Here is a 24245-nt window from a genome sequence, read left to right on the forward strand (position 1 = left end):
AAGGAGGGAGTTGTATAGCAATTAAAACAAGTATAATAATAAGATATTCATAATTAAGGTAAAATAGTAAGTTTTCAGATAAGTTCTCATTTTTCAGTTTTCAATATTATACAAATAGATAACCAATTTATGTTTAATTTTAAATAATAACTTATGAAGCACTTTTTAAATGAGTTAATCTCGGCTGGTAATAGAAGGAAGAATCTCTTCTTATTATTAGTTGCTTTAGTGTCTTCCGCAATGCTTCAGGCACAAAATATCAGTGTGTCGGGTATAGTGAAAGATGTTACAGGTGAATCTTTGCCTGGAGTAAACATTATGGAGAAAGGAACTACCAACGGAACGATTACTGATCTCGATGGTAAGTTTACACTTTCCCTCAAAGGAACTAATCCTGTTTTGATGGTCTCTTTTGTGGGTTATGCACCACAAGAGATCAGCGTAAAGGGAAAACGAAATTTTGACATTACACTGAAGGAAGATACGGAACTGCTCGATGAAGTTGTGGTAGTGGGATATGCTACGCAGAAAAAAGCTACAGTGGCTGCGGCAGTAAGTTCTGTGAACAATAAGGATTTGTCCCGCTCTACGTCTACTTCGGCTGCCAATGCTTTGGTAGGTAAGGTTTCCGGTATCACGGCACGTCAGAAGTCCGGTCAACCGGGAACTTCTACTAACCTAGAGATTCGTAACATGGGTACTCCTCTTTATGTAATCGACGGTATTATGAAAGATGAGACAGCATTCAATGCTCTGGATATTCATGATATTGAGAATGTATCTATCCTGAAGGACGGTGCTGCTGCTATTTACGGTGTGAAGGCTGCCAATGGTGTTGTATTGATTACTACGAAGACCGGTAAGAAAGGGCAGAAGCCTCAGATAAACTTGAATGCACACATGGGCTGGCAAGGATGGACTAAATATCCTGAACTACTAAATGCTTATCAATGGAAATGGGGTAACTACATGAAGCAAGCCAATGATGGTAATTTGACAGGAGCCGATAACATTGCAAATGCCAAAGCTGACCTGGAGAAATGGAGAACAGGATATTATAATCCGTCTACGGGTGAAGACTACCGAGGCTACGACTGGAAAGGTAACTTTGTGAGCAATTCTGCTCCCCAGTATTATGTAAATGCTAACATTAGCGGTGGTACGGAGAAAACCGATTATTATATTTCAGTAGGACATATCGATCAGGATGCAGTATTCAAAGAATATAACTATAACCGTACGAACCTGCAGGCCAACTTCAATATGCAATTGACTGATAAATTCAAGGTTGGTTTTCAGACCTTGGGTAAGATAGAACAGAATGTCAATCCGGCACTTCCGGGTGGTGATGACTACTTCCAGATGCGTAATTCTATCTTCAACCTGATTCCGACTATGCGCCCTTATGCTAATGATAATCCGGATTATCTGAATTACATCAGCCCGACCCATGATGGTGCCCGCAATATGGCTGCTTATACGATAGACAATGCTGGTAAGCACCAGAAAGACTTCCGTACGATTCAGCTCAGTGCAAACTTGGAATACCAGACACCGCTTCCAGGACTGACTGCTAAAGGTTTGCTGTCTTACTATTATGAACACATGCGTCAGGAAGATAATGAGAAAAGTTGGAATGAATATAGATATGATGCTGCAACGCAGGAGTACAAAGTAGCCTCTACAAAAACAGATACTTATCGTGGAAAGATTACGAACCAGAAAGTTGAAATGATGGGGCAGTTTACTTTGAATTACGATCATGTTTTTGCTAAGAATCATCATGTGACAGCTGTTGCCGGTTTCGAGTTCTTTAAAGAAGACCGGAAAGAATTAAATGTATATCAGAGCCCGGTAGAGAATCCATTCGTAGACGTAATTACGAAGAATGCTAATAATGATGTGAAAGAATATCTACGTACCATTACTACGGCTAGTTTCATTTTCCGTGCAGGCTATTCTTATAAAGAAAAATACATCATTGACTTTGCTGGTCGTTATGATGCTTCCTGGCGTTTCTTGCCGGGCAATCAATGGGGTTTCTTCCCGTCAGTTTCCGGTGCATGGCGTCTGTCTGAAGAAGAATTCTACAAAGATTCTAAGGTGGCTGATTGGATATCCAGTATCAAGCTGAGAGCTTCTTATGGTGAGATGGGTGATGACATGGCTAAAAACTTTAATAGTAGTTATGTAGACTTTGCTTATCTGCCCGGTTATACATTTGGAAAGTCAGGATCTATCATAAGCAGTAATCCTCTGGGTAATGGTGGAGATATCTATAGCACAGGTACTACCTCTAATGGAATTCCTCAGACCGGACTTTCCTGGATGAAGATTTCCATGCTGAATGTTGGTTTCGATATGGGCTTCCTGAACGACCGTCTGAAACTGGAAGTGGACTTCTTTAAGAGAAAAAGAAGTGGCATTCCTGCTGAACCGATTGATGTGATCTATCCGTATGAAGCCGGTTATGGCGCACAGAAACGGAATCTGAACTCCGATCAGGTAAGTGGTATTGATGGTATGGTGAAATGGAACGATCGCGTTAACGATTTCAACTACTTTGTAGGTGTGAATTTGACTTTAGCTCGCCAGAAGACGATTAATAACTATGGTGAAATGTTCCTGAATGGATGGGATCAATACCGTTGGGGACAAGCTAATCGCTGGTCTAACGTGAAGAATGGTGCTGTATGGATGTGGGAAACTATAGGTGTGTTCCAGACTCAGGAAGAAATTGATAACTATCCGGTGAACATTGATGGTGCCAACAACGTGAACCTGCGTCCGGGTGACTTAATCTTCAGGGATGTCAATGGTGACGGTTTGATTGATGACTACGATAAACGTCCTTTGGGTTATGCAGCTACCGACTATGATTGGGATAACGGCAATGCCAACAAGAATCCTTTGCTTTCAATGGGTATCAACTTAGGTTTCGAATATAAAGGTATCGACTTTGCAGCCGACTTTGCCGGTGGTTTCATGAATACATTTATCGGTGACTGGCATGTGAAGTATGGTATCGGTACTGACCAGATGGGATATGTATATAACGTGGTAGATTCTTGGCAGCATGAGGACATTTTCGATACGAAGTCTGCTTGGAAACCCGGTAAGTTCCCCGCTGTTCGCAGCAATAATCCTTCTATCAGAGACTGGAACGACTTTTATGCAAAGGAAATCAACTATTTGCGTCTGCGCAACTTAGTGGTAGGCTATACATTGCCTGTTAAGTGGACAAAGAAGGCTTTAATACAGAAGCTCAGAGTTTACTTTGAAGGTTCTAATCTGCTTTGCTGGGATAGCTTGAATGACTTCGGTTTCGACCCTGAAATCTCTTCTGTTACCGGATTCGACTATCCGCAGCACAAAGTGTACACAGTTGGAGTAAACGTAACCTTTTAATTGAACGTAACATGAAAAAAAATAGATTATCAATAGCATTATTATCAGGCTTATTGCTTTTCTCCTCTTGCGACAGTTGGCTGGAACAGGAGAACAAGATGTCTTTCACAGAAAAACAGGCCTATACATCGGAGGTTGGTATTACAAGTATTGTTTCCAATCTGTATAGCCGCATGAAATACTGGCAGGATTTTGGTACTGATGGCGATACTTATGATCTTACCCGTTGGGATGAAGCATCTAATAACAGTCAGTATTGGGCATTTGCGGGAAATGTGGGAACCGATTACAGAAACTATTATGATTATGGTTTTATCCGTGAGTTGAATCTCCATATTCGCAATCTGAATACGGTGTCTGCCGGTTCGATTGCTGCTGATAAGTTGAAGTATTTCCAGGCGGAAGCCCGTTATCTGAGAGCTTATACTTATTTTAAGATGGTCATCCAGTACGGTGGTGTGCCTTTGGTTACTGAGGTAACAGAATATATGGACGATCCGACACCATTGGCTGTATCCAGAAATAAGGAATCGGAAATTTACGATTTCATCATCAGTGAGATGGATGCCGTAAAAGAGGATTTCGGAACTGCCCGGGTTAAGACTCGTGCTACCAAAGGTGCCGCTATGGCCCTGAAGTGTCGTGCAGCTTTATACGCTGGAACTTTAGCATACAATTATGATAAGAGTGCTACCAAGACTTTGAACTTGTCGAGTGGTGCTACGGGTATTGAGAAAAACAAAGCTGAAGGTTATCTGAAGGCTTGTTTGGATGCTTGTGCCGAATTGGAAGCTATGGGCTATCAACTCTATCAGAAACAGGCGGATTTAGCCACCAACTATGCAGAAGCATTTATTGCTAAACATGCTGAAAACCCGGAATTAATTCTCTGTAAGGCCTATGACGGAGTAAATGTGAAGAATAACTTTACTACCCGTGCCCTTACACGTAAGTTAATACGTGTTTCGAATAATAAGGCAGGTTGTGAGGTTAATCCAGTATTAAATCTGGTAAATGATTATGAGATGCTCAATACTCACGAAGCGAAAGAAATAGATGCCTATGTGGGTGATGAAGTAATAGAGGACATGGATGTGTATACGTCTACTTACCAATATAACCTGTACAATAAACCGGAAGATATTTTTGCAGGTCGTGATCCTCGTTTGGCTGGTACGGTACTTTATCCGGGAAGCTCATTTAGAGGGGTTCCTGTCGATCTTCAAGCAGGTTTGGCTATTCCTACCGCCGATGGTTATAAGTTTGAGGTTGCGCGTACCATTTTGGAGGTTGACAACCGGATGTATGAAGGTCAGAAAGTGACCGGAGAAGACGGACCGCTTCGTGGAGACGATGGTAGTAGTAACTGGTATATTTCCCATTCAGGTTTCTTGTTGAGAAAGTTTGTTGATACTGCCACCGGAAGTGAAATGAACGGTAACAGTTCTGTTCCTTATATCGTATTCCGTTTTGGCGAGGCTTTGCTGAATGCTGCTGAGGCTGCCTTCTATCTGAATGAACTGGGAGTAGCTAGCTACAATGGCCGTCCTACTAAGACTCTGGCATTGGATTATATCAACCGTGTACGCCAGCGTGCAGGTGGCGATGTGTTCAAATTGACTGAGAACGAACTGACATTCGATCGTATCGTAAACGAAAGACGTGTGGAATTGGCACTAGAAGATCATCGTTATGAGGACTTGAAGCGTTGGAGAATTGCCGATGAAGTGTGGTACAATGATCAGGCTAATAAGAATGCTACTATCTATGTGTTGTGGCCGTATAAGATTTATGCTCCGGGCACGCCCGAAGATGGTAAGTGGATTTATCGGAAGATGAAAGCTCATAACAGAGCCAATAATGCTATTTTATATTTCGATAAAAAGATGTATTATAATGGATATCCGATGAATGAAGGTAACCCGAATATTGAGAAGAATCCTAACCATTAATTTACCAACTAAAGCTTAAAAACAATGAAACTAAAATCTATAATTGCAGCAGCATTTGTCGTATTGGGTTTTGTTATGACATCCTGCGAATATGATAATTATGATGCTCCGTCTTATGTTTTCAGCGGTCAGTTGAAATGTGACGGTGAGAACTTCCCTTTTGATTCGAATAAAGGACTATTAAGAGTCTTCCAGAAAGGTTATGGTAAAGTGGACGGCGGCGGCACGGGGATACGTGTCGATGATCAAGGACACTACCAGCAACTCTTCTTCGATGCAGAGTATAAAATGACACTGGTAAATGAAACATTGCCTTTTGAACTTCCTGATTTTGAATCACTGGGTGCAGGTAAAGGTTATGACTCCATTGCCTATCATTTTAACTCGAATGTTACAAGAGACTTTGAAGTGCGTCCGTACTATAAATTGAAGAACCTGAAGGCTGAACTGAAGAACGGCAACATCGTCGCTACTTTCAACATCGAAAAGATGACCAATACGGTGAAGGCAGCTCCGAAGATTGTAAAGACCCGTATTTGGCTGAGCACAAGTTCTTTGGTGAATAGTGGCATCAAGTGTACACGCAGTAGCGATGTGGAATACATCGATGATACTACCTTGCAAGTATATATTCCATTATCTGAGTATCGTAAGAAGGAAAACTACGTAGATAACTACCGTACTTATGCTTTCTATCGCGTAGCTATCGAACTGGAGGGAATGAACCAGTATTTCCTCTTCTCAACAATACAGAAGATAGAAAACCTGCCGGTAGAGTAAACTCTATATTTTGATATGAAGACTCTGTCGGTTTGTACCGGCAGAGTCTTTTCAACTCAATTATTTATTATATCTCTGATAATATCTAAAGCATGAAATATCTATTTATACTAATCAGTTTTCTCTTATCCGTCCAGCTTTCCCTGGCTGCTGAAAAAGAATATGTATTGCAGAGTGGCGATACCGGTCTGTCCATAGCCAAAGACGGAAAACGCCTGAGCTTGCAAACTGATGACGCCCATTATTTGAGTTTAAACGCTCCTTATGTAGTTACATTGGAAGTGAATGCGGAAACGTTGAACGGTTACTATTCTTCTGTGAAGGAAGAAAAAGGATCACTGGTCTGTGTCGCAAAGTTAAAGTCAACTCATGGAACCGTATTTCATGTAAAAGATGTGTTCACCCCCGATGCAGAGAACCATTTTCGCATAGATAGGGAGGTGACGATTGACAAAACCGGAAAAGGAGACGATTACTTCAACTCTTATTTCGGACTGACCCTGCAACGTAAAACACAAATAAACGATTTCGAGTTCTTTGTTCCGGGTATCTGGTACAGGAACAACGAAAGCCTCAGACGCGGCTCACTTGCCAGCGACTATACCGATAATTACTTCTATTTCCGCGAAGACCGTTTGCCCTTGCCATTGGTATCTGCCCGTGAGAAGGCTTCCGGATTAGCTATTGATATGATACACCTCAATGCTAATCCTGAAACTTTCTATGGCGAAAACGGAGTAAACAGAATTGTGGATGAACGTATGCAATTCGGTAGCCTGGGTTTCACGGAGACAGACTCGCACTCTATTCTCTTTGTATTCCCCGGAATTGAGGGAGAAACCACTTATGTAGGGCGCCTCCCCGAACAGAAAAGAAAAGGCTTCGCCTATCGCAGCCATCCTGTGAAAGCCGGGATAAAACATGTCTATAGCCTGACTTTTGGCTTCAACCAGACAAAGGACTTCCCCGACCTGGTGGAAACCGTATGGAAGCAAGCTTGGAATAAATATACCCCTGCTGTACATAAAGTAGACGTAAAAGACGCCTACGAAGCCAGTATCGAAGTGCTGGATGCCTACCTGTTGAACCTGAATGGTGCACCAGGCTGGCCTTTCTCCGTCTACCTGCCCAACGGTATAGCTCGTGCCTATAACTATCAGATGGGCTTCATCGGCTTCCAGATTTCTAATGCTTACTTCCTGTTGCGGAAAGGACTGGAAACAGATAATAAAGAGTATGTCCGCAAAGCCTCGGAAGTGGTTGACTTCTGGGTGAACAACTCCCAACTCGAAAGCGGCATAGTGCGCCCCTGGGCGGATGCTTATGTAGATCGGAAGGCAACCTGGCGCGACTATGAAGCCTACATGCGTGTCACCGGCGGAGGCATGGAAGGCATGATGGGTGCATGGAACACCATGCGGAAACATGGCATTGATAAACCTGAGTGGCTCGCCTACTGCAAGAACTTTGCCGGCTGGTTGATACGGACTCAGGAAAAGGACGGCAGCTTCTACCTCCGTTATGACTGGAGAACCGGAAAGCCCACCCATGACAGCAAATATACCACAACCAATATCATTCGCTTCCTCATAGAACTTTATTCCGCTACACAAGATAAACAATATCTGGACGCTGCCCTGAAAGCAGGTGAATTCAGTTATGACTTTATCCACCACGACTACCTCTATGTAGGCGGAGTGATTGATAACCCCAACGTGAAGGACCGTGAATCCGGTCAAATGGCCATTTACGCCTTCCTGGCACTTTATGATGCCACTGGTGATGCCAAGTGGAAAGAGGCTGCCATACAGGCTGCCCGCTATACGGAAACCTTTATGTTTGCCTACCATGTACCGATGGCTGCCAACGATACATTGACCGATTTTCCTAAAGACGTGAGTATTGTAGGACAAACTCTCATTGCTACCGGGCATTCAGCCATAGACAATGGACTGGCTTTCTCCTCCTTCCAATACTACCGCCTGTACCTTCTGACAAGAGATACCCATTTCCTTGAAATGGCAAAAATAATCCAGAACAACACCCTCTCCATCATGGACCTGGATGGTGACATGCGCTACCGTTACAGAGGTTTGCTGACGGAATGCTTCAACCCGCAATCCAACCGTGGACATAGCGTGCGCCAGCAGCTTCCCTGGAATCAGGCTTCCATCCTAGAACCTATGCACCGCTTCATGGATGCATTCGGTGAATGGGACATCGACGTCATAGAACAGTGGCCGATGAAGAAACGGCAGGAGATGATAGAGCGTTATGCGCGTACACAAGGTTTGGAAAAAGAATAAAAAAGAACGGACTATGAGATACTATATCGTAACAATGCTATTATGGGTTGGAGCCGTACAGGCCTTTGCACAGCAACCCCGTTTGAAACAAGTGGACGAATATCTGGCAGCAACCGGGCAACCTGTTGAAGTCGGTAAACCGTTGGAAAAGGAGTATTGTCTGTTGTCTACCCTTTATAAAGGAGATAAGAGTCTGATGCTGAACTTGCCGAACTTGGAAGATTATGGAACGCGTGAAGTCATACCTTTCGGCTTCAAGTTGAACCAGACTTCCGAACTGGAACTTGCTCGCCAAGAGGATAATAAAGCTGAAAGCACTGTCCGCTCATTCTATAGTCAAAGTATGTTTTCCGGAGTTTCATATCAGTTCTGCGATAGTGTAGTGTATGGAATCACTTTATATTATGATGACCAGGAAGGAGTGAAACAGAATATACATAAGAACCTGTTGAAACACTTCAAACAAGCTGATTATATGCAGGGAGAAGCTACAATATATTCTGATCCTGACTATGCAGTGAGAGTATTGCCCGGTAAAGTGGAATTTTACTCTTTGTTCCACTTCCCCACAGTCGAGACTTTCTATCCGGGAGTGTCCCATAAAATATGGTATGGTCCTTACAATTATGAAGCGGATGGCGCATCTGTGATGCTTGCTTTCTACAACCAGGAATCCAAGGAGAATAATATCCAGTCCGCCTTTAAGGTGAGTTATAAGTATCCTGCCGACAAGCCTTTCAAAATGAACCTCATCCGCTTCATTCTTGACGACGAGACGATTGAGCTTCCTTTAGAAGTGGAATATACAGATGCGGCAGACGGGGGAAAGTCGATAGAAGAACGTGATACGCGTACCTTCCTCTTTCCCGAAGTGCTGAAAGCGATAGACCGTTCGGCAGAGGTCGGTGTGGAACTGGTGGGTGAGGGCGGACGTTTCCTCTACAAGATGCCTGCTTTCCAGCGTGCATCTGTCCATACTGCCTATGAATATTTCCGTTGGAATGTAACCAATCCGATGGCTAAATACAGAGCTTGGTAGAAACTATCATTTTATGAAACTTATGGAACGAGGATTATTAGTGTATTTTCTATCTTTCTTTTTTTGTCTGTGCCATGGAGGTAATGGGGCTGGCAATAAAGAGAAGGCAAGGGTTGAATATGGGGAACATATTTATGCCCGGTTCGAAAGTCCGTTAATATTTCCCGGTACCATAAGAGATGTTGACGTATATGTTCCGGCGCAGTATGATGGTAAATCTCCTGTACCAGTCTGTGTATTTCAGGATGGTTTGTTTTACAGGGCGGATACGATTGTTTCAGAGCTTATAGAGAATAAAGAGATTCCGGTGATGATACTGGTAGCAGCTTCTCCCGGGCAGGTAACAGGAGATTTTGATCCTGACAGTCCACGTTCCAACAGAACTTATGAGTATGATACTCCTTCGCCACGTTTCGGGCAGTTTTTGTTGGAAGAGCTTTTACCTTTTGTGGAATCTCTGAAGACTTCGGATGGAAAGCGCATCTTCTTCTCACAAGACAGGAATGACCGGATGATAACGGGTTGTAGCTCCGGAGCCGCCTGTGCTTTTAATGTTGCCTGGAATACAGATGCTTTTTCCCGTGTTTACACTGCCTGTGGTTCGTTTACGGGTTTGAGGGGGAGTTTTACGAATGCGATACTGGTTCAGAAATTTGAGCCTAAACCGATTCGGTTCTATCTTCAGAGCGGCACGCGTGATATGTGGACATCTTTTGGCGATTGGTGGAGTGCAAACCAGGCAATGGTCAGAGCATTGAACTTTGCAGGATATGATTACTCTTATCAATTTATTGAAAATGCAGAGCATTGTGATGATAATGTGGTGAAGGTATTTCCGGATGCGATGCGTTTTCTTTGGAAAGGGTATCCACTAAATAAACCTTCGACTAAAGGTAAAACACGCAATTCTATGTTGAATCAGGTTTTACTTGAAGGCAAGACCTTTGAATTGGTGATGTCTGGTGTAGATGCTAATTTCCTGTTGGTTTCAGATCATAGAGGAGGGGTGCTGCTAACTTCAGATGAGGCAACAGTACGACTGGGTAACAGAAAGGAGAAGCCGCTCTTAAATAAGAGAGTGGTTGCAGTGGGAATCAATGCAGAGATGCTGATATATTCTCTTCGGGAAGGAATGAGCATAGCGGACAGCCTCGGCCATATTTTAAAGCATGTGAAATGTGGAATGCAACTCTATGATGCTGCACCTTTGAGGGAGGGAGGCTATTATATCATTGGGAGTCATGCCGGGGAGCAATTCTCTACCATCTGGCATTTATCTGGTGAATATGAATTGTCAGAGAAAGAAAATATTCCGAAACGTGTTTGTTCACTGGCATTAAGTGGGAATAATAATTGGCTCTATGCTTTGGGGTATGATACCAGACGCGGATATAGCTATAAGGTGAGCCGGAGTGATAAGGATTTACTTTATGGACAAGAATTTTTCTATATCCATGTACCGGACCAATATGATGGTGCCGAAGTCAGATCGGCCGTCTGTGATGATTATGGAAGAATCTATCTGGCTACTGCCTATGGCGTTCAGCTATGTGATTATAACGGAAGGTGCGAAGCAATCCTCTCTTTGCCGGGAAATGTAACCCCTGTGTCTTTAGCGTGGGGCGGAAGAGAGATGAATACGCTTTATGTGCTTTGCGACAATGGAGAAGTCTACAAACGGGAACTGAATACCAGAGGGACCTCTCTGAATAGTCTTATGCCAAACATCAGGGTAGGTGCAGGTTGATTATAATTTTGATAATATGTTTAACTCTAATCAATAAAATATGAAGATTAAGAACTACTTGGCGATAGTGCTGGGTGCAGCAGCATTATTCTCTGTTACCTCGTGTGGAAACACCAAAGTAAAAAAAAATGCATCGGTGGGGGGTGATTCGCTTGCAACTACGTATGTTAATCCTTTGTTCCCAAAGGGGCCCGATCCTTGGGCTTTGTTCCACGAAGGTACTTACTATTATATGCATACCATGCAGGACAGTCTGGTACTTTGGAAGACAACCGATATTACCGATGTGCAGAATGCTCCTCGGAAGACAATCTGGATTCCTACCGAAGCTTCTAACAAATATCATCTCTGGGCACCGGAGATACATAATATCGACGGGAAATGGTACATCTACTATGCTGCCGACGATGGCAATACAGACAACCACCAGATGTATGTACTGGAGAATGTAAACAAAGACCCGTTCGATGGTGAGTTCGTGATGAAAGGGCGCGTCAGCACTGATAAGGATAATAATTGGGCCATCGACGGTTCCGTATTTCAGAATAAGGGAGAACTGTATATGGTATGGTCCGGCTGGCAGACCCGCCGCGTGGATACCGAAACCCAATGTATCTACATCGCCCGCATGGAGAATCCTTGGACGCTTGGTTCCGAAAGAGTACTGATCTCCAAGCCGGAATTGGAATGGGAGAGACATAACAAGAATGAAAACGGCTGGAATCCCAGCTATACCATCTATGTGAACGAAGGTCCCCAGCCTTTGAAGAGTCCTAAAGGAAAGTATATCCATCTGGCTTACTCGGCAAGTGGTGTATGGACTCCATACTATGCGCTGGGCTTGCTGACGGCAAGTACCGACAGTGATTTGCTTGATCCGAGATCATGGTCCAAGTCTCAACAACCGGTATTCCACCAATCACCTGAAAACGGAGTGTATGGCACAGGACACAATAGCTTCTTCCCCTCTCCCGATGGCACGGAAGCTTATATTCTTTATCACGCACGTGATACGCAGGTAGACCCCGAAGGTGCCGGAGATACCCGTTCACCCCGTGCACAGAAATTTGTATGGCTTGAAAATGACTACCCTGACTTCGGAACTCCACTTCCTACGTCGACCCGTCTGAACAAACCTTCGGGAGCAGTAGTAACTTTTGCGAAATAAAACCGTCTTATTTATAGTAAGGGGGAGCTACAAGTAGCTGTGCTGTGTTTGTAGTTTGCCACTCGTAGCTTCTTCTTCATCCCTTTGTGAAAACTGATTTTAAAACTATAAGTTATATGAGAAAGAGTGTTATTGCTTTGGCCCTATTGATGTCTGTGCCCTTTTGTTGGGCGATAAATCCCGGTGTACCGCCTGGAGGTGAGAATCCTACTATGCTGTTTGCAGATAGTACTCGAACAGGTATACCTTTTTCAAAAGATCCGCATGTTGTTTCCTTTCATGGGAAATATCTGATGTATTATTCAGTGCCTCCCAAAGGTGATTCGGGCTGGGGCATAGGCATAGCCGAAAGTCGTGACCTTGTACATTGGCAACCGATAGGCGCGTTGTCTCCGGCTGCCGATTATGAAGCTAAGGGACTATGTGCACCCGGTGCATTATTGCGCAACGATACGATTCACCTGTTCTATCAGACATATGGCAATGGAAAGAAAGACGCCATCTGTCATGCATGGTCGGTGGACGGAATTCATTTCACGCGCAATGCCACCAATCCCATCTTTGCCCCGAAAGCTGGCGACTGGAACTGCGGACGGGCAATTGATGCGGAAGTGGTGTTTGTCAAAGGGAAGTATTTCCTTTATTATGCCACTCGTACTCCTGACTTTGAAAAACAGATAGTGGGCGTGGCTACTGCTCCTGCCGGTACCAACTTCAACCGGGAGACGTGGACAGAAGCTTACGACCGGGCTATTCTTGTGCCCGAGTGGGCTTGGGAGGAAACCTGTATAGAGGCTCCTTCGGTAGTGGAAATGGATGGTACGCTGTACATGTTTTATGCCGGGGCTTATAATAACCGTCCCCAGCAAGTAGGTCTGGCAACTAGCCAAGACGGCATTCATTGGAAGAAAGCTTCGAACAAGCCTTTCCTGACGAATGGAGATCCGGGTGCCTGGAATTATTGCGAGTCCGGCCATCCCCATATCTTCAAGGATAAGGATGGGCAGACTTACCTTTTCTATCAAGGTAATGAGGACTTTGGCAGAACCTGGTTCCTGTCACAGCGGAAGGTCATCTGGAGGGATGGAATGCCGCAACTGAAATAAACAGAGAGGCTGTATCGGGACAGAGATTCACATCTCATCCTGATACAGCCTCTTCTTCATTAAAAAACTAATTTTAAACCTAATCTATAAACCTAATTTAGTGACCTTTTCTTTATTTATTCTTCCGGGAAAATAATCCGGTAATTCCCACTCAGATGCATGAAGGCGAAAAGACGGAGCAGCCCGTCATAATATGCATCGAAATAACCATCCTCATAAGGCTCGTGTCTGGCATTCCATAACTTATTTACAAACTCCCGACTCTTCTCGTGCGTACACATCAGTGAGGCGGCGGCGGAAGTGGCAACAAGACCTAATGAGTGCCTCAGTGCCTTATACCCTCCGGCTCCGAGGGTATCTCTTACTTGTGTCCCGTTCACATTATACTGATCCACGAAAGTGTCGATGCCCTGACTGTAGAGGAAATTCTGAATCTTATTTCCATATTCCTGCTGCCATTCTTTATCAGCACAGGCCCAGGAGTAGTCTAAAGCCATGTTCATGGGCACGCGCCAAGAGTCGAAGCGAAAGGCGTCACCGATGATACGGTTGTTGTCTAGCAGGGTTCCGTCGTAGTTGTTGTAATCAGGATTTAGTCCGGTTATGGGGTGGATGCTCTTGTGCAGATATTCACGGCTGCGTTTGGCACACTCCCGCCAGAGGTCGGCTCTGCCATCATCGGCCCAGCGTGCCCATACCTCGTAGAAGGCAGGGACGTGATAGGACGGATCGGTAAAGAGCCCGCCGCGTATGTCGGGAACGAAGGTGATGAGTTTATGCTCCAGGTTGATGAATGGCATCACGCGGTCGGTTCCGTCTTTCTCCATGGAGCAGTTCAGGATGTTTTGAGCTTCGGCAAGGTAGTCGATTCCGGTGTTGTTTCCCCAGAGGTTGGAGGCGAAGATGAGAGCGGTGACGTAATAAAGCTCCCCATCGGAGGCGGGACCTTGAGAGTTACGGGTTCCGTCCACTTTACAACTCCAGGCGAAGTAACCTTTCAACGGGCCGTCCTGATGCTGCATGTACTTACTGCCCCATCTCCAAAGGCGGTCGAAGATGTCCTGGCGGTTGAATTGGACGGCAATCATCAGCCCGTAGGACATGCCTTCGGTGCGTACGTCGTGGTTTTTGATGTCACTGATGTAAGCCATAGAATCGCCTACTTCAAAGTAGACTTTATTGGGGCCATAGAATACATCGTTGAAGACGGATTTGAGCTTGGCGTCTATATCCGCTTGTTTATACCCCATTTCGGCGAAGAGGTTCCGGTACTTTTGTGTTTCGAAAGCCCCTTTGTCCCAAGGCTTCGTCGGGTCTGCCTGGCTGCACGATGTTCCGGCGATGAGGCAGAGGAGGAGGTAGAGTAAGTTTTTCATAAAAGAACGTTTTATATTATGTGATTTTTATGATTACTTAATAGTGACTGGTATCGCCTTCAACTGTTTCAGCTCCGACGTACCACCATAAAGTATTTCATAATCACCTTCTATCGGGCGCATCGTGTTAGTCTCTGTATCAAACCATTCAAAATCTTCTTTGCTTAATGATATAGTCACATTACCGGTTGTCCCTTTAGCGATATTCACACGTTTAAAGGCGCGGAGTGCATGCGACGGACCTTCTTTGTCGCCCGGACGGCGCAGATATACCTGTACCACTTCTTCTCCGTCACGTTCACCCGTATTGCTCACGGGGATGGTCAGGATAGCCTGTTCTCCCTCTTTTACTTCCTGTGTACTCAATGAAGCGTCTCCGTAACGGAACGTGGTATAGCTCAAACCGTGCCCGAAAGGGAAGAGCGGAGCTTCCGCCATGTAACGGTACGTGCGTCCCTTCATGGAATAATCTTCAAAGTCGGGTAGTTGACTTGTGCTCTTATAGAAAGTAACCGGAAGACGTCCTGCCGGATTGTAATCTCCGAAGAGAACATTGGCGATAGCCGTACCGCCAGCCTGACCGGGATACCAAGCCTGCAAGATGGCGTCGCATGTCTTCGTTTCCGGAGTCAGGGCGATGGCGGAACCGGAGAAGTTGACGAATACGACCTTCTTTCCGGCCTTCTTCAACTCAGCAAGCAGGCGGCTCTGGATGGACGGCAATTCGATTGTTTCTCGGTCGCCTCCTTTGAAGCCGGGGATGGTGACGCGCATTTCTTCACCCTCCACTGCGGGCGAGATTCCACCTGCAAAGACGATGATGTCTGCATCCTTTACACGTTGTATGGTCTTGTTCAGGTCAACCGGTATCTCGCGTCCCATATCGAAATCAAGGGCAGCGTCGCGGAAGCGGAACATGAAGTCAATCTTGATGCGGTATTCTTTTCCGGCTTCTGCCTGGAGGGTATATATCTTGGCATTGTTCTTGAAATTGACACCACTTGCCACTTCTTCGCCGTTGATGGAAAGCTTCGTGATGCCCTGTGTCTGGAAGCGGAAGGCGATGTCTTCGCTCTTTTCAGGACGGAATACGGACTCGTAGCTGGCGGAGAAGTCGGTGAGGTTGACGCCTGCTGCAAAAGCAGTGGCTCCGGTAGTGATGAAGTGAAACGGGGTGCTGATTTGGGTGGTAACATCAGGCTCGCCTTCTTGCTTCGTATTGTTCCAGTACTTGGCGTTGAAACCTTGCTTGCCGTCCATGCTGCATTGCTGGAATACGCTTTGCAGGGTGACGTCGGAAGTCAGGTCGCAACCCGGTTCGTAGATGAGTTGTGCTTCGGGCAGATATTGGCGGATGCCTTCGAGCAGGGTGACGGTATGTCCCGGAAAACCGTTATAGTTGCCCCATTGCATCACGGAGTCGTTGGCATTAGGACCTACTACGGCTACTTTCAGGCTCTTGTTCAAAGGTAGTACATTTTGGTTGTTTTGCAGCAGTACGAGGCTTTCGCGTGCCATGCGCAGTGCCAGTTCGCGGTGCTCTTTGCTGTCTACCACGCTGTAAGGAATCTGTGCCCAAGATACCAGTTCCGGATTGTCCATCTCGCCCAGTTCAAAGCGTGCTTTCATCAGGCGTTTCAGGGAGATGTCTATTTTTTTTTCATCAATTAACCCTGCTTTTACGGCTTGGGGCAGTGAAGCATAGCTTTCTCCACATTCTACGTCTGTTCCGGTCAGGACGGCTTTGGCGGAGGCGTGTTCTTTATCCGGTTCCGTTTCGTGGGCGCCTTTGTTGAAGAAGTCGTTGATTGCCCAACAATCGGATACGATGATGCCGTCATAGGCCCATTCGTCGCGGAGTATCTGCACCAGCAGGCGGTTGCTTCCGCAGCAAGGTTCACCTTCGAAGCGGTTGTAGGCGCACATCACTTCTTTGACATGCGCTTTCTGAACGAGGTCTTTGAATGCTGGTAGATAAGTTTCCCACAAGTCGCGAGGGTCCACGTTTTCGGCATCGAAGCTGTGGCGGTTCCATTCGGGACCGGAGTGCACGGCAAAGTGTTTGGCGCAGGCATGCAGTTTATCATATTTCCCTCCTTCGGGACCTTGCAGGCCGCGTACGACTGCCATACCCATTTGTCCGGTCAGGTAAGGGTCTTCACCGTAAGTTTCCTGTCCCCGTCCCCAGCGTGGGTCGCGGAAGATGTTGACGTTGGGAGTCCACATCGTGAGTCCCTGGTAGCGTTTCAGTCCACCTTCCTTGCTGAACTCTGCGGTCTTGGCACGGGCTTCGTCGGAGACTGCCGTGAATACGTCGTAGAGTAAATCGTTGTTGAAAGAGGCTCCCATACCGATAGCTTGCGGAAATACGGTAGCCAGTCCGGCACGCCCCACTCCGTGCAGGGCTTCGTTCCACCAGTCGTAGGCTTTGATGCCCAGTCGGGGGATGGCGGGAGAGGTGTTTTGCATCAATGAGGCTTTCTCTTCCAGCGTCAGTCGGCCTACCAGGTCGGCGGCACGCTCTTCCGGCGTCAGTGCCGGATTCTTGTAAGGGGGTTGGGAACACGAGAGGAAGCATAGGCAAAGGCATCCGATCCCGGTAAGTAACTGAAATTTCTTTTTCATCGTATTAGTGCTTTTATTGTTATTAATAGACTTTTGTTTCGCCGCTTGAGTGGCGATTACAAAAATAGGAAGAAAAAGAAACTCGGGGGAGAAATGTTATTTCAGATAGTTGAGTCTATGTTACAGATTTCTTTTGTATGTTACATCTTCTTTCGCTGAGGTTACATCGGGAGGGAAATAGCCTTTTCGCCCCTGATAAGTATTTTCTGTTCATCGTTCAGAGTTGTGGCAAACAGGTAAACCTCTCCACCTTCGGACAGTTTGAGGCGTTTTCGCAGTTCCGCCACAGAGGCGGGGAAGTTGCGAACCGTAATATTGGCTTTTCTGATGTCTCCCAATACGGCTTTTATTTCTTTCTTGTTCAGCGTGCATAGCCCTATTATCCGGAAACTCCTTCCGGGGAAGTTCTCTATCAGTTCGCCGGAAGTGTAGAGATGGCTGTTGGGGTGTAACTTCTCCACCTTATATATATGGGTGATGTTGCGGAAAGCACCCGCTTTGAGGATTGAAGCATTCGGTTCGTACAGATACTTGCCGGGGATATCCGCATATTTACCCGTACTTGACAACTCTTGGCCGCGTGTAAAGACGAACGATTGTCCGCTTCCCTGTCTGCTCTTTCCTTCTTTAGTAGTCAGGTTGATGCAATGAATGGGAATGTTTTCCGGTGCAACAGTGCCATGCCCCAGTATCAGCAACAGTTCTTTGCACTCGTTATTGACGGAAACAATGTGTGCTTCCTGCACATGCTTCAAGTCTTGAATGGCCAGAGAAAGGTCGAGCATAGGAGAGAGCTTCACCATGACGTGCCGGGCCTTGGCAAGCAATAGTGCTTCCAGTTCCGCTACATCCGGTTCACAGTCGGCAATGGCGACGGTCTTTCCTCCGTGCCCGTCACGGCGGGCGGGGTCGATGAATATCCAGTCTACGGGGGACATCTCTTGCAGATAAGAAACTCCGTCGGCGTTTACTACTTGAATATGGTTCAGCCCCAATAATGGGAAATTGTGTACGGCAATCCCGCACAGTGCTTCCTGACGTTCTACGTAAGTGGCTTGCCGGAACTTTGTTGAGAGGAAGGTGCAGTCTATTCCGAAACCTCCGGTGAGGTCGGTCAGTGTGCCGGATGAGGCTTCGGGGATGATGGATGCCTTATATTGTGCAGTTGCCTCCGAGGAACATTGTTCCAAGGACAGGTGGCGGGGATACAAAATACCGTCCATCGCATGCCATGACGGTATCTTCTCTGCCGCAGCCTGCCTGCCGGCTATCTGTATCAGTGCTGTGGGCATATCCACATCGGGATACTTTTGCGCCTGCAAAGCCAGACTACGTACATCGTCGTTGCGGTGCTCGCGGATAAAACGGAGGGTTTCGTCATTCAGTTCCATAAATCTTGCCGTTTTAGTAATTCCTTTGAAGCCATAATCCAAAGAAGCGGTCGTAAATCTGGTAAGAGTTTGCTTCCTGCGTGACGAAATCCTTCTCCAATAGTCCTTTTAGTGCCGATTGCACCGAACTGGCGGACGGCAATTTATACTTCTTGATGAATGCTCCGGAAGTGATGGAATTTGCTTTTCCTTCTTTAGTGATGGCAATGAGTAGTTCTTTTTGCTTTTCGGGCATCCGGAAGAGGATTTCGGAATAAGTGTATTGAAATGAATCTATGATTTGGCAAATGGCTTCCTCTACCATCGGAATATCGGAGTTTCCGCCGGAGGGTGTCATGTCATAGAGCGTATGCAGCACTTTCTGCATGTACCAGGTAACGCCGTCGAAGTACTGGTATATGTCTTCTATAGCTTCTGTTGATATGGATTTACCGACTGCCTTGAAGTGCTTCCGGGCAAATTTAATGTACTCTTGCAAGGGTATGCTTTCCAGATGCATCATGGATACACTCTGATAGAAAGGGCGTGATGCTGTCAGGAACATGTTTCCCATAATATGCCTTTGGCTTCCGGCAAAGATGAAGTGGGCGTTGTTGCAATGCTGCACATAGGTGCGCAGGATAGCTTCTACATTGTCTTCTGCATAACTTGTGATTTGTTGGAACTCATCGATGGCTACAATGCAAGGCTTTTCAGCATGTTCCAGATAGTGGAATATTTCATCCAGCGTGACGTCCGGCGACTGAATGTCTCCCAAACCTATATTAAATGAAGGGTTACCGCTGAAGTCGAACGTCATGCTGGCTTGCAGCGATTTCATGCTTTCCCAAAAGGCTTGCATGGCTTTCTTTCCCGAAGGCTTTAGGGTTTCAAGAATTTCTTTGCTGAGAGAGAATACAAATTCGCGCAGTGATTTGGTTGCATAGATATCAATAAAGAATGTATAGTATTCCTTTTGGATTTCTTTGCTTTGGAAACAATGCCGTATCAGTCCTGTCTTGCCCATTCTCCGTGTTGAGATTAAGGCAACGTTATTGCCGTTGATGATTTGCTGGATAAGCATCTCACTCTCCGTCTTCCTGTCGCAGAAGTAGGCGGGAGATATGTATCCGTTCGTAATGAAGGGGTTTCGAACGATTCGCATGGTTTCTTTACTTTATAGTGATTATGCAAAGATAATTATTATAAAGTAATAATGCAAAGATAATAATTGTTTTCCTTATGGCTGCATTCCCGCCTTCCGGAGCATCTTCTCCATGATTTCCAAATCGGCGGTAACTTCTCCCTGCTGCAAGTATCTGTCCCGGTTGCGGGCAACTTTCCCGTAAATCTCTTTAGCTTTCTCCGGTTGGTTATCATAATATAGGGCAAGCGCACACAACAGGCGTTGTTTGGAGGACATCATATTCTTATATCGAAGGGCATATCCCTTTAGTTTGTCTGTGTAAAGCCTTTCTATTTCTTCTTTTCTCCGGGCACCTATCAGTTCGAGGAATAGAAGCTCGCAAGAGATTTCCTTTACGAATAGTCCCGCTATCTCCCCTTCGTGCTGCATCAGCTCTCTGAAAGTCTTCTCTGCTGCTTCAAACTCCCCCCGGTCGATATACAACGAACCATAAGCGGCTTTGGCGGATACTTGGAAAGTATTACCATAATCTGTTATTTCATCATCCGTGAACCACGATTCCGGCATGTCTTTCAGTCTTGTGCCTGTCATGAGGGCTGCATTGATAGATAATTGTTGCGTCAGATACTTCCGGCTCTTCGGGTCTTTGTACATCAATATCAGGTTAAAAGCATCATTGGTGATGCCGGACATTTTCATTGGTATGCCGTTCATCAGTGCCAGGAAGAAGCCGCAGATAAAGAAGAGCAGCAGAAACATGTGTAATGCTAGCGGTGCTTCGGGGAACATTATCCAGAGGACGAGAGCAATGATAGCCGTCAGCAGATTCATCAGTACACCGCCTGCGTTGTACCAGAAGTAGGGCATCTGCTTGTAAGGCCGATCCGGTGGAGAAAGCAGGCATTGTCCGCCTGTTCCGGAGATGGAGAAGCGTTTGAAGCGGAATCGCCCTTTGTCCTTTATCAGTGTGATGTTGCCCACACGGAAAGATACGAACCGGTAACCGGTGGCAAGTCCGAAGACCAGATGCCCCGCTTCGTGCAGGATGATTTGCACGAATACGGCAAGGATGAGGCAAACCATTGACAGGACACAGGACATCAATAGGGTGGCTATTTGTACATTTCCCATTTTTCCTAAGAAGTCACTGACGGAAGTGCCTGTGAACATGACGATGCAGAACATCACTGCCCCGAAACCGATGCATGCACCGAACAGGGTGGAAAGTATAAGTTTGAGAGCTTGTTTCATAGTTGTTCCGGTATGAGTTTTTACCTTGTTTCTCCGCACAAATATAAGGAATATAGGGGATTTTACGGTATAACCCTGTATTTTTGTTTGGCTTCCTGACGGCTGCACCAGTTAAAGTGCCACCATTCGCTGGGCAGGGTACGGAAACCTGCGGTACGCATGACGGTGCGCAACAGTTGGCGGTTTTCTTGTTCCTGCTTCGTCATTTTCCCGCTTTGGACTAGGGCGGCTTCGTTCGTGATATGGGCTTCGGGACCCAGATGGTCTACTTTCGTACCCATCGGCAGAGGGACTCCCGCTTCATCCAGTATGCTGATGTCTACTGCCAGACCGTAGTTATGCAGTCCTCCGCCACGCGCCGGGTTGGAGACGTAGATATATTTGGAACTGCCTTTCACCACGTTCCACATCTTTTGCTGTACGCTCATGGGGCGGGCGGCGTCGTAAACAATCAGGCTATAGCGGGGATGCCGCTTCTTTAATTCCTGTTGTGCCCGCAGCAACCCTTTCAGGGCGTCGGGATGCAGATAAGCTTCGTATAAATCTTCGTATAACACCCGCCCGGTGAAGTTGTCGGCACGAGTGTACATTAGGTCGATGGCAATGGTGCTATCCGCTTCAGCAATGTTTACGAAACCGAGACTTTCCATGTGGTGGGCAGTCTGGCTTTGTTGCGCTGCAAGGGGGATGAACCAAAAGGTTATTAAAAGATAAAATAGACGTCTCATGCAATTCTTTTAGGGTTTGCAAAGATACGAATTCTCAAGGAATTACCTATATTTGTGGGATACATAGATTTTATCTATCAGTGTATAGATTTTGTCGGTTGGAGATAAACTTAAGAAGGACTACTTTTGTTACATAAATAATTCATTAAACAAAACCCCATGGAAGAGAAAAAACTAACCGCTGCTAATGGTCGCCTCATCGCCGACAATCAGAACATCCAGACAGCCGGGCAACGTGGTCCGGTCATGATGCAAGACCCCTGGTTTCTTGAGAAACTTGCCCACTTTGACCGTGAAGTAATCCCCGAAAGACGTATGCATGCCAAAGGCTCCGGTGCTTATGGTACGTTTACCGTGACACATGACATTACGAAGTACACCCGTGCCGCCATCTTCAGCGAAGTAGGCAAGCAGACGGAGTGCTTTGTCCGTTTCTCCACCGTAGCCGGTGAGCGTGGGGCTGCCGATGCCGAACGTGACATCCGCGGCTTTGCTATGAAGTTCTACACCGAAGAAGGTAACTGGGACTTGGTAGGAAACAATACCCCCGTATTCTTCCTGCGTGATCCGCTGAAATTCCCTGACCTGAACCACGCTGTCAAGCGTGATCCGCGCACCAATATGCGTAGTCCGAACAATAACTGGGACTTCTGGACCCTTTTGCCCGAATCTCTCCATCAGGTGACCATCACCATGAGCCCTCGCGGCATTCCTTATTCTTATCGCCATATGCATGGTTTCGGCAGTCATACCTACAGCTTCATCAATGCGGATAACAAACGCATCTGGGTGAAGTTCCACCTGCGCACCCTGCAAGGCATTAAAAACCTGACCGACCAGGAAGCCGAAGCCATCATTGCCAAAGACCGTGAATCGCATCAACGGGATTTGTACGAGAGCATCGAGAAAGGTGATTTCCCGAAGTGGAAGTTCCAGATTCAATTAATGACTGAGGAAGAAGCAGATCATTACCGCATCAATCCGTTCGACTTGACGAAGGTTTGGCCGCATAAAGATTTCCCGTTGCAGGACGTAGGCATCCTGGAGTTGAACCGTAACCCCGAGAACTACTTCGCCGAAGTGGAACAGGCTGCTTTCAACCCCCAGAATATCGTAGAAGGTATCGGTTTCTCTCCCGACAAGATGCTACAAGGCCGCCTCTTCTCTTATGGCGATGCCCAACGCTATCGTCTGGGGGTAAACTCGGAACAGATTCCGGTGAACAAACCCCGTTGCCCGTTCCACTCTTACCATCGTGACGGCTCTATGCGCGTAGACGGTAACTATGGCTCAGCTAAAAGTTATGAACCGAATAGTTATGGCGAATGGCAGGATTCTCCTGAGAAGAAAGAGCCGCCTTTGAAAGTTCATGGTGACGTCTATAATTACAACGAGCGTGAATATGATGATGATTACTACAGCCAGCCGGGCGACTTGTTCCGACTGATGCCTGCGGACGAGCAACAACTGTTGTTTGAAAACACTGCCCGCGCCATGGGTGATGCCGAACTCTTCATCAAGCAGCGCCACGTTCGCAACTGCTACAAGGCAGACCCGGCCTATGGCACAGGTGTAGCCAAAGCTTTGGGTATCGATTTGGATGCAGCTTTGAAAGAGACGCGATAGGTATGAATTGTCTTTTGATGAATGACAGGTTATAACTATCAATTCTAAATACGTTTTTTGTCATACTTTGCCTACATCCTACACCAATGCCCGCTTTCTATTGATTGTCAATTAGATATCGGAGATGTAAAAGGGTGTAGGCAGATGTATGAAATCTTCTGCCTACACCCCGAAACATGCCTTGAAGTGCATGGATTACTCTGTAACTTCTTTATTATCAGCTATTGTGGATGCTTTATGTGCATCTTGCCAGTTTATGTGCAAATATCCCTTTTTCTCAAGTAAATAGAGGATATTTATCCCTTTCTTCTTCGAAAACTCAGTAAACAGTGGCAACTTTTTACGATATGCGTGTTTAAAGAGGGCAATTCTCCGTTACTAATCCCCCATTGTCCCTTTCCTTTTCCCCTTTTGCTTTAAAGAAAATGATGTTATGCCATAGGCAAAACCTCGTTTTTCAATTGCGGGCTGTCCGGTTTCCAGTTGCGGGCCGTACAGCCCCCAAGTGGAAACTGTACGTCCCGCAATTGGAGGACGAAGTTTTGTTACTGGCAAAAGGATAAAAACAATAAGGCAGAGTATAGTTTTCAACCTATCCTATTTGAATCTTTGTTGT

At 46.1% G+C, this 24245-nt stretch carries 15 protein-coding genes; 9 read left to right on the top strand and 6 right to left on the bottom strand.

Translation table 11 applies throughout. From position 1 onward, the window contains the following. Nucleotides 1-153: 153 nt before the first annotated feature. The 8 genes from HMPREF9447_RS13100 to HMPREF9447_RS13135 all read left to right on the top strand — a co-directional run bounded on the left by HMPREF9447_RS13100 (nucleotide 154) and on the right by HMPREF9447_RS13135 (nucleotide 13506). Nucleotides 154-3408, top strand: a complete 3255-nt coding sequence (locus tag HMPREF9447_RS13100; protein ID WP_009130224.1) for a SusC/RagA family TonB-linked outer membrane protein — start codon at nucleotides 154-156, stop codon at nucleotides 3406-3408. Nucleotides 3409-3419: 11 nt separating this feature from the next. Next, on the top strand, nucleotides 3420-5360 hold the full coding sequence (locus HMPREF9447_RS13105) for a RagB/SusD family nutrient uptake outer membrane protein (RefSeq protein WP_009130225.1): 1941 nt from the start codon (nucleotides 3420-3422) through the stop codon (nucleotides 5358-5360). A gap of 24 nt (nucleotides 5361-5384) precedes the next feature. Further along, nucleotides 5385-6140, top strand: coding sequence for a DUF3823 domain-containing protein (locus HMPREF9447_RS13110; protein WP_009130226.1), 756 nt, complete (start codon nucleotides 5385-5387; stop codon nucleotides 6138-6140). A gap of 92 nt (nucleotides 6141-6232) precedes the next feature. Further along, on the top strand, nucleotides 6233-8446 hold the full coding sequence (locus tag HMPREF9447_RS13115; RefSeq protein ID WP_009130227.1) for a glycoside hydrolase family 76 protein: 2214 nt from the start codon (nucleotides 6233-6235) through the stop codon (nucleotides 8444-8446). Nucleotides 8447-8459: 13 nt separating this feature from the next. Continuing rightward, complete coding sequence (locus tag HMPREF9447_RS13120; RefSeq protein WP_009130228.1) at nucleotides 8460-9485, top strand: hypothetical protein; 1026 nt, start codon at nucleotides 8460-8462, stop codon at nucleotides 9483-9485. A 13-nt stretch (nucleotides 9486-9498) separates the two neighbouring features. Continuing rightward, nucleotides 9499-11232 (top strand): alpha/beta hydrolase-fold protein, encoded by a 1734-nt coding sequence (locus HMPREF9447_RS13125; protein WP_009130229.1) that lies wholly within the window; start codon nucleotides 9499-9501, stop codon nucleotides 11230-11232. Nucleotides 11233-11272: 40 nt separating this feature from the next. Next, entirely contained in the window at nucleotides 11273-12400 is a 1128-nt protein-coding gene (locus HMPREF9447_RS13130) for a glycoside hydrolase family 43 protein (RefSeq protein ID WP_009130230.1), read from the top strand. 116 nt (nucleotides 12401-12516) lie between these two features. Next, the gene (locus HMPREF9447_RS13135; RefSeq protein ID WP_009130231.1) at nucleotides 12517-13506 is read left to right on the top strand and encodes a family 43 glycosylhydrolase; all 990 of its coding nucleotides are present in this window, start codon (nucleotides 12517-12519) and stop codon (nucleotides 13504-13506) included. Nucleotides 13507-13622: 116 nt separating this feature from the next. On the opposite strand, the gene HMPREF9447_RS13140 is transcribed toward HMPREF9447_RS13135, so the two are convergent. From HMPREF9447_RS13140 to HMPREF9447_RS13165, 6 genes are all read right to left on the bottom strand, one after another. After that, a complete protein-coding gene (locus tag HMPREF9447_RS13140) occupies nucleotides 13623-14882 on the bottom strand; it encodes a glycosyl hydrolase family 8 (protein ID WP_009130232.1) in 1260 nt (419 codons plus the stop codon). A gap of 33 nt (nucleotides 14883-14915) precedes the next feature. Then, the gene (gene xyl3A / locus HMPREF9447_RS13145; protein WP_009130233.1) at nucleotides 14916-17507 is read right to left on the bottom strand and encodes a xylan 1,4-beta-xylosidase; all 2592 of its coding nucleotides are present in this window, start codon (nucleotides 17505-17507) and stop codon (nucleotides 14916-14918) included. Nucleotides 17508-17668: 161 nt separating this feature from the next. Beyond that, on the bottom strand, nucleotides 17669-18898 hold the full coding sequence (locus tag HMPREF9447_RS13150; protein WP_009130234.1) for a class I SAM-dependent methyltransferase: 1230 nt from the start codon (nucleotides 18896-18898) through the stop codon (nucleotides 17669-17671). Between the two features lie 13 nt (nucleotides 18899-18911). After that, nucleotides 18912-20042 carry an AAA family ATPase gene (locus tag HMPREF9447_RS13155; RefSeq protein ID WP_009130235.1) on the bottom strand — a complete coding sequence of 377 codons (1131 nt, stop codon included), beginning with the start codon at nucleotides 20040-20042 and terminating at the stop codon, nucleotides 18912-18914. Between the two features lie 75 nt (nucleotides 20043-20117). Then, on the bottom strand, nucleotides 20118-21275 hold the full coding sequence (locus HMPREF9447_RS13160; protein ID WP_009130236.1) for a M50 family metallopeptidase: 1158 nt from the start codon (nucleotides 21273-21275) through the stop codon (nucleotides 20118-20120). A gap of 62 nt (nucleotides 21276-21337) precedes the next feature. Further along, a complete protein-coding gene (locus tag HMPREF9447_RS13165) occupies nucleotides 21338-22003 on the bottom strand; it encodes a M15 family metallopeptidase (protein ID WP_009130237.1) in 666 nt (221 codons plus the stop codon). Between the two features lie 159 nt (nucleotides 22004-22162). On the opposite strand from HMPREF9447_RS13165, the gene HMPREF9447_RS13170 reads away from it, so the two are divergent. After that, on the top strand, nucleotides 22163-23629 hold the full coding sequence (locus HMPREF9447_RS13170; protein WP_009130238.1) for a catalase: 1467 nt from the start codon (nucleotides 22163-22165) through the stop codon (nucleotides 23627-23629). The last annotated feature ends 616 nt before the right edge of the window (nucleotides 23630-24245 follow it).

This window comes from Bacteroides oleiciplenus YIT 12058, assembly GCF_000315485.1.
In the GTDB taxonomy this organism is placed as follows: domain Bacteria; phylum Bacteroidota; class Bacteroidia; order Bacteroidales; family Bacteroidaceae; genus Bacteroides; species Bacteroides oleiciplenus.

Coding starts and splice junctions, on each gene's coding strand:
- HMPREF9447_RS13160 (WP_009130236.1), bottom strand. CDS start 21,275: ATGAAACAAGCTCTCAAACTTATACTTTCCACCCTGTTCGGTGCATGC.
- HMPREF9447_RS13165 (WP_009130237.1), bottom strand. CDS start 22,003: ATGAGACGTCTATTTTATCTTTTAATAACCTTTTGGTTCATCCCCCTT.
- HMPREF9447_RS13100 (WP_009130224.1), top strand. CDS start 154: ATGAAGCACTTTTTAAATGAGTTAATCTCGGCTGGTAATAGAAGGAAG.
- HMPREF9447_RS13130 (WP_009130230.1), top strand. CDS start 11,273: ATGAAGATTAAGAACTACTTGGCGATAGTGCTGGGTGCAGCAGCATTA.
- HMPREF9447_RS13120 (WP_009130228.1), top strand. CDS start 8,460: ATGAGATACTATATCGTAACAATGCTATTATGGGTTGGAGCCGTACAG.
- HMPREF9447_RS13170 (WP_009130238.1), top strand. CDS start 22,163: ATGGAAGAGAAAAAACTAACCGCTGCTAATGGTCGCCTCATCGCCGAC.
- HMPREF9447_RS13155 (WP_009130235.1), bottom strand. CDS start 20,042: ATGCGAATCGTTCGAAACCCCTTCATTACGAACGGATACATATCTCCC.
- HMPREF9447_RS13105 (WP_009130225.1), top strand. CDS start 3,420: ATGAAAAAAAATAGATTATCAATAGCATTATTATCAGGCTTATTGCTT.
- HMPREF9447_RS13110 (WP_009130226.1), top strand. CDS start 5,385: ATGAAACTAAAATCTATAATTGCAGCAGCATTTGTCGTATTGGGTTTT.
- HMPREF9447_RS13115 (WP_009130227.1), top strand. CDS start 6,233: ATGAAATATCTATTTATACTAATCAGTTTTCTCTTATCCGTCCAGCTT.
- HMPREF9447_RS13135 (WP_009130231.1), top strand. CDS start 12,517: ATGAGAAAGAGTGTTATTGCTTTGGCCCTATTGATGTCTGTGCCCTTT.
- xyl3A (WP_009130233.1), bottom strand. CDS start 17,507: ATGAAAAAGAAATTTCAGTTACTTACCGGGATCGGATGCCTTTGCCTA.
- HMPREF9447_RS13150 (WP_009130234.1), bottom strand. CDS start 18,898: ATGGAACTGAATGACGAAACCCTCCGTTTTATCCGCGAGCACCGCAAC.
- HMPREF9447_RS13140 (WP_009130232.1), bottom strand. CDS start 14,882: ATGAAAAACTTACTCTACCTCCTCCTCTGCCTCATCGCCGGAACATCG.
- HMPREF9447_RS13125 (WP_009130229.1), top strand. CDS start 9,499: ATGAAACTTATGGAACGAGGATTATTAGTGTATTTTCTATCTTTCTTT.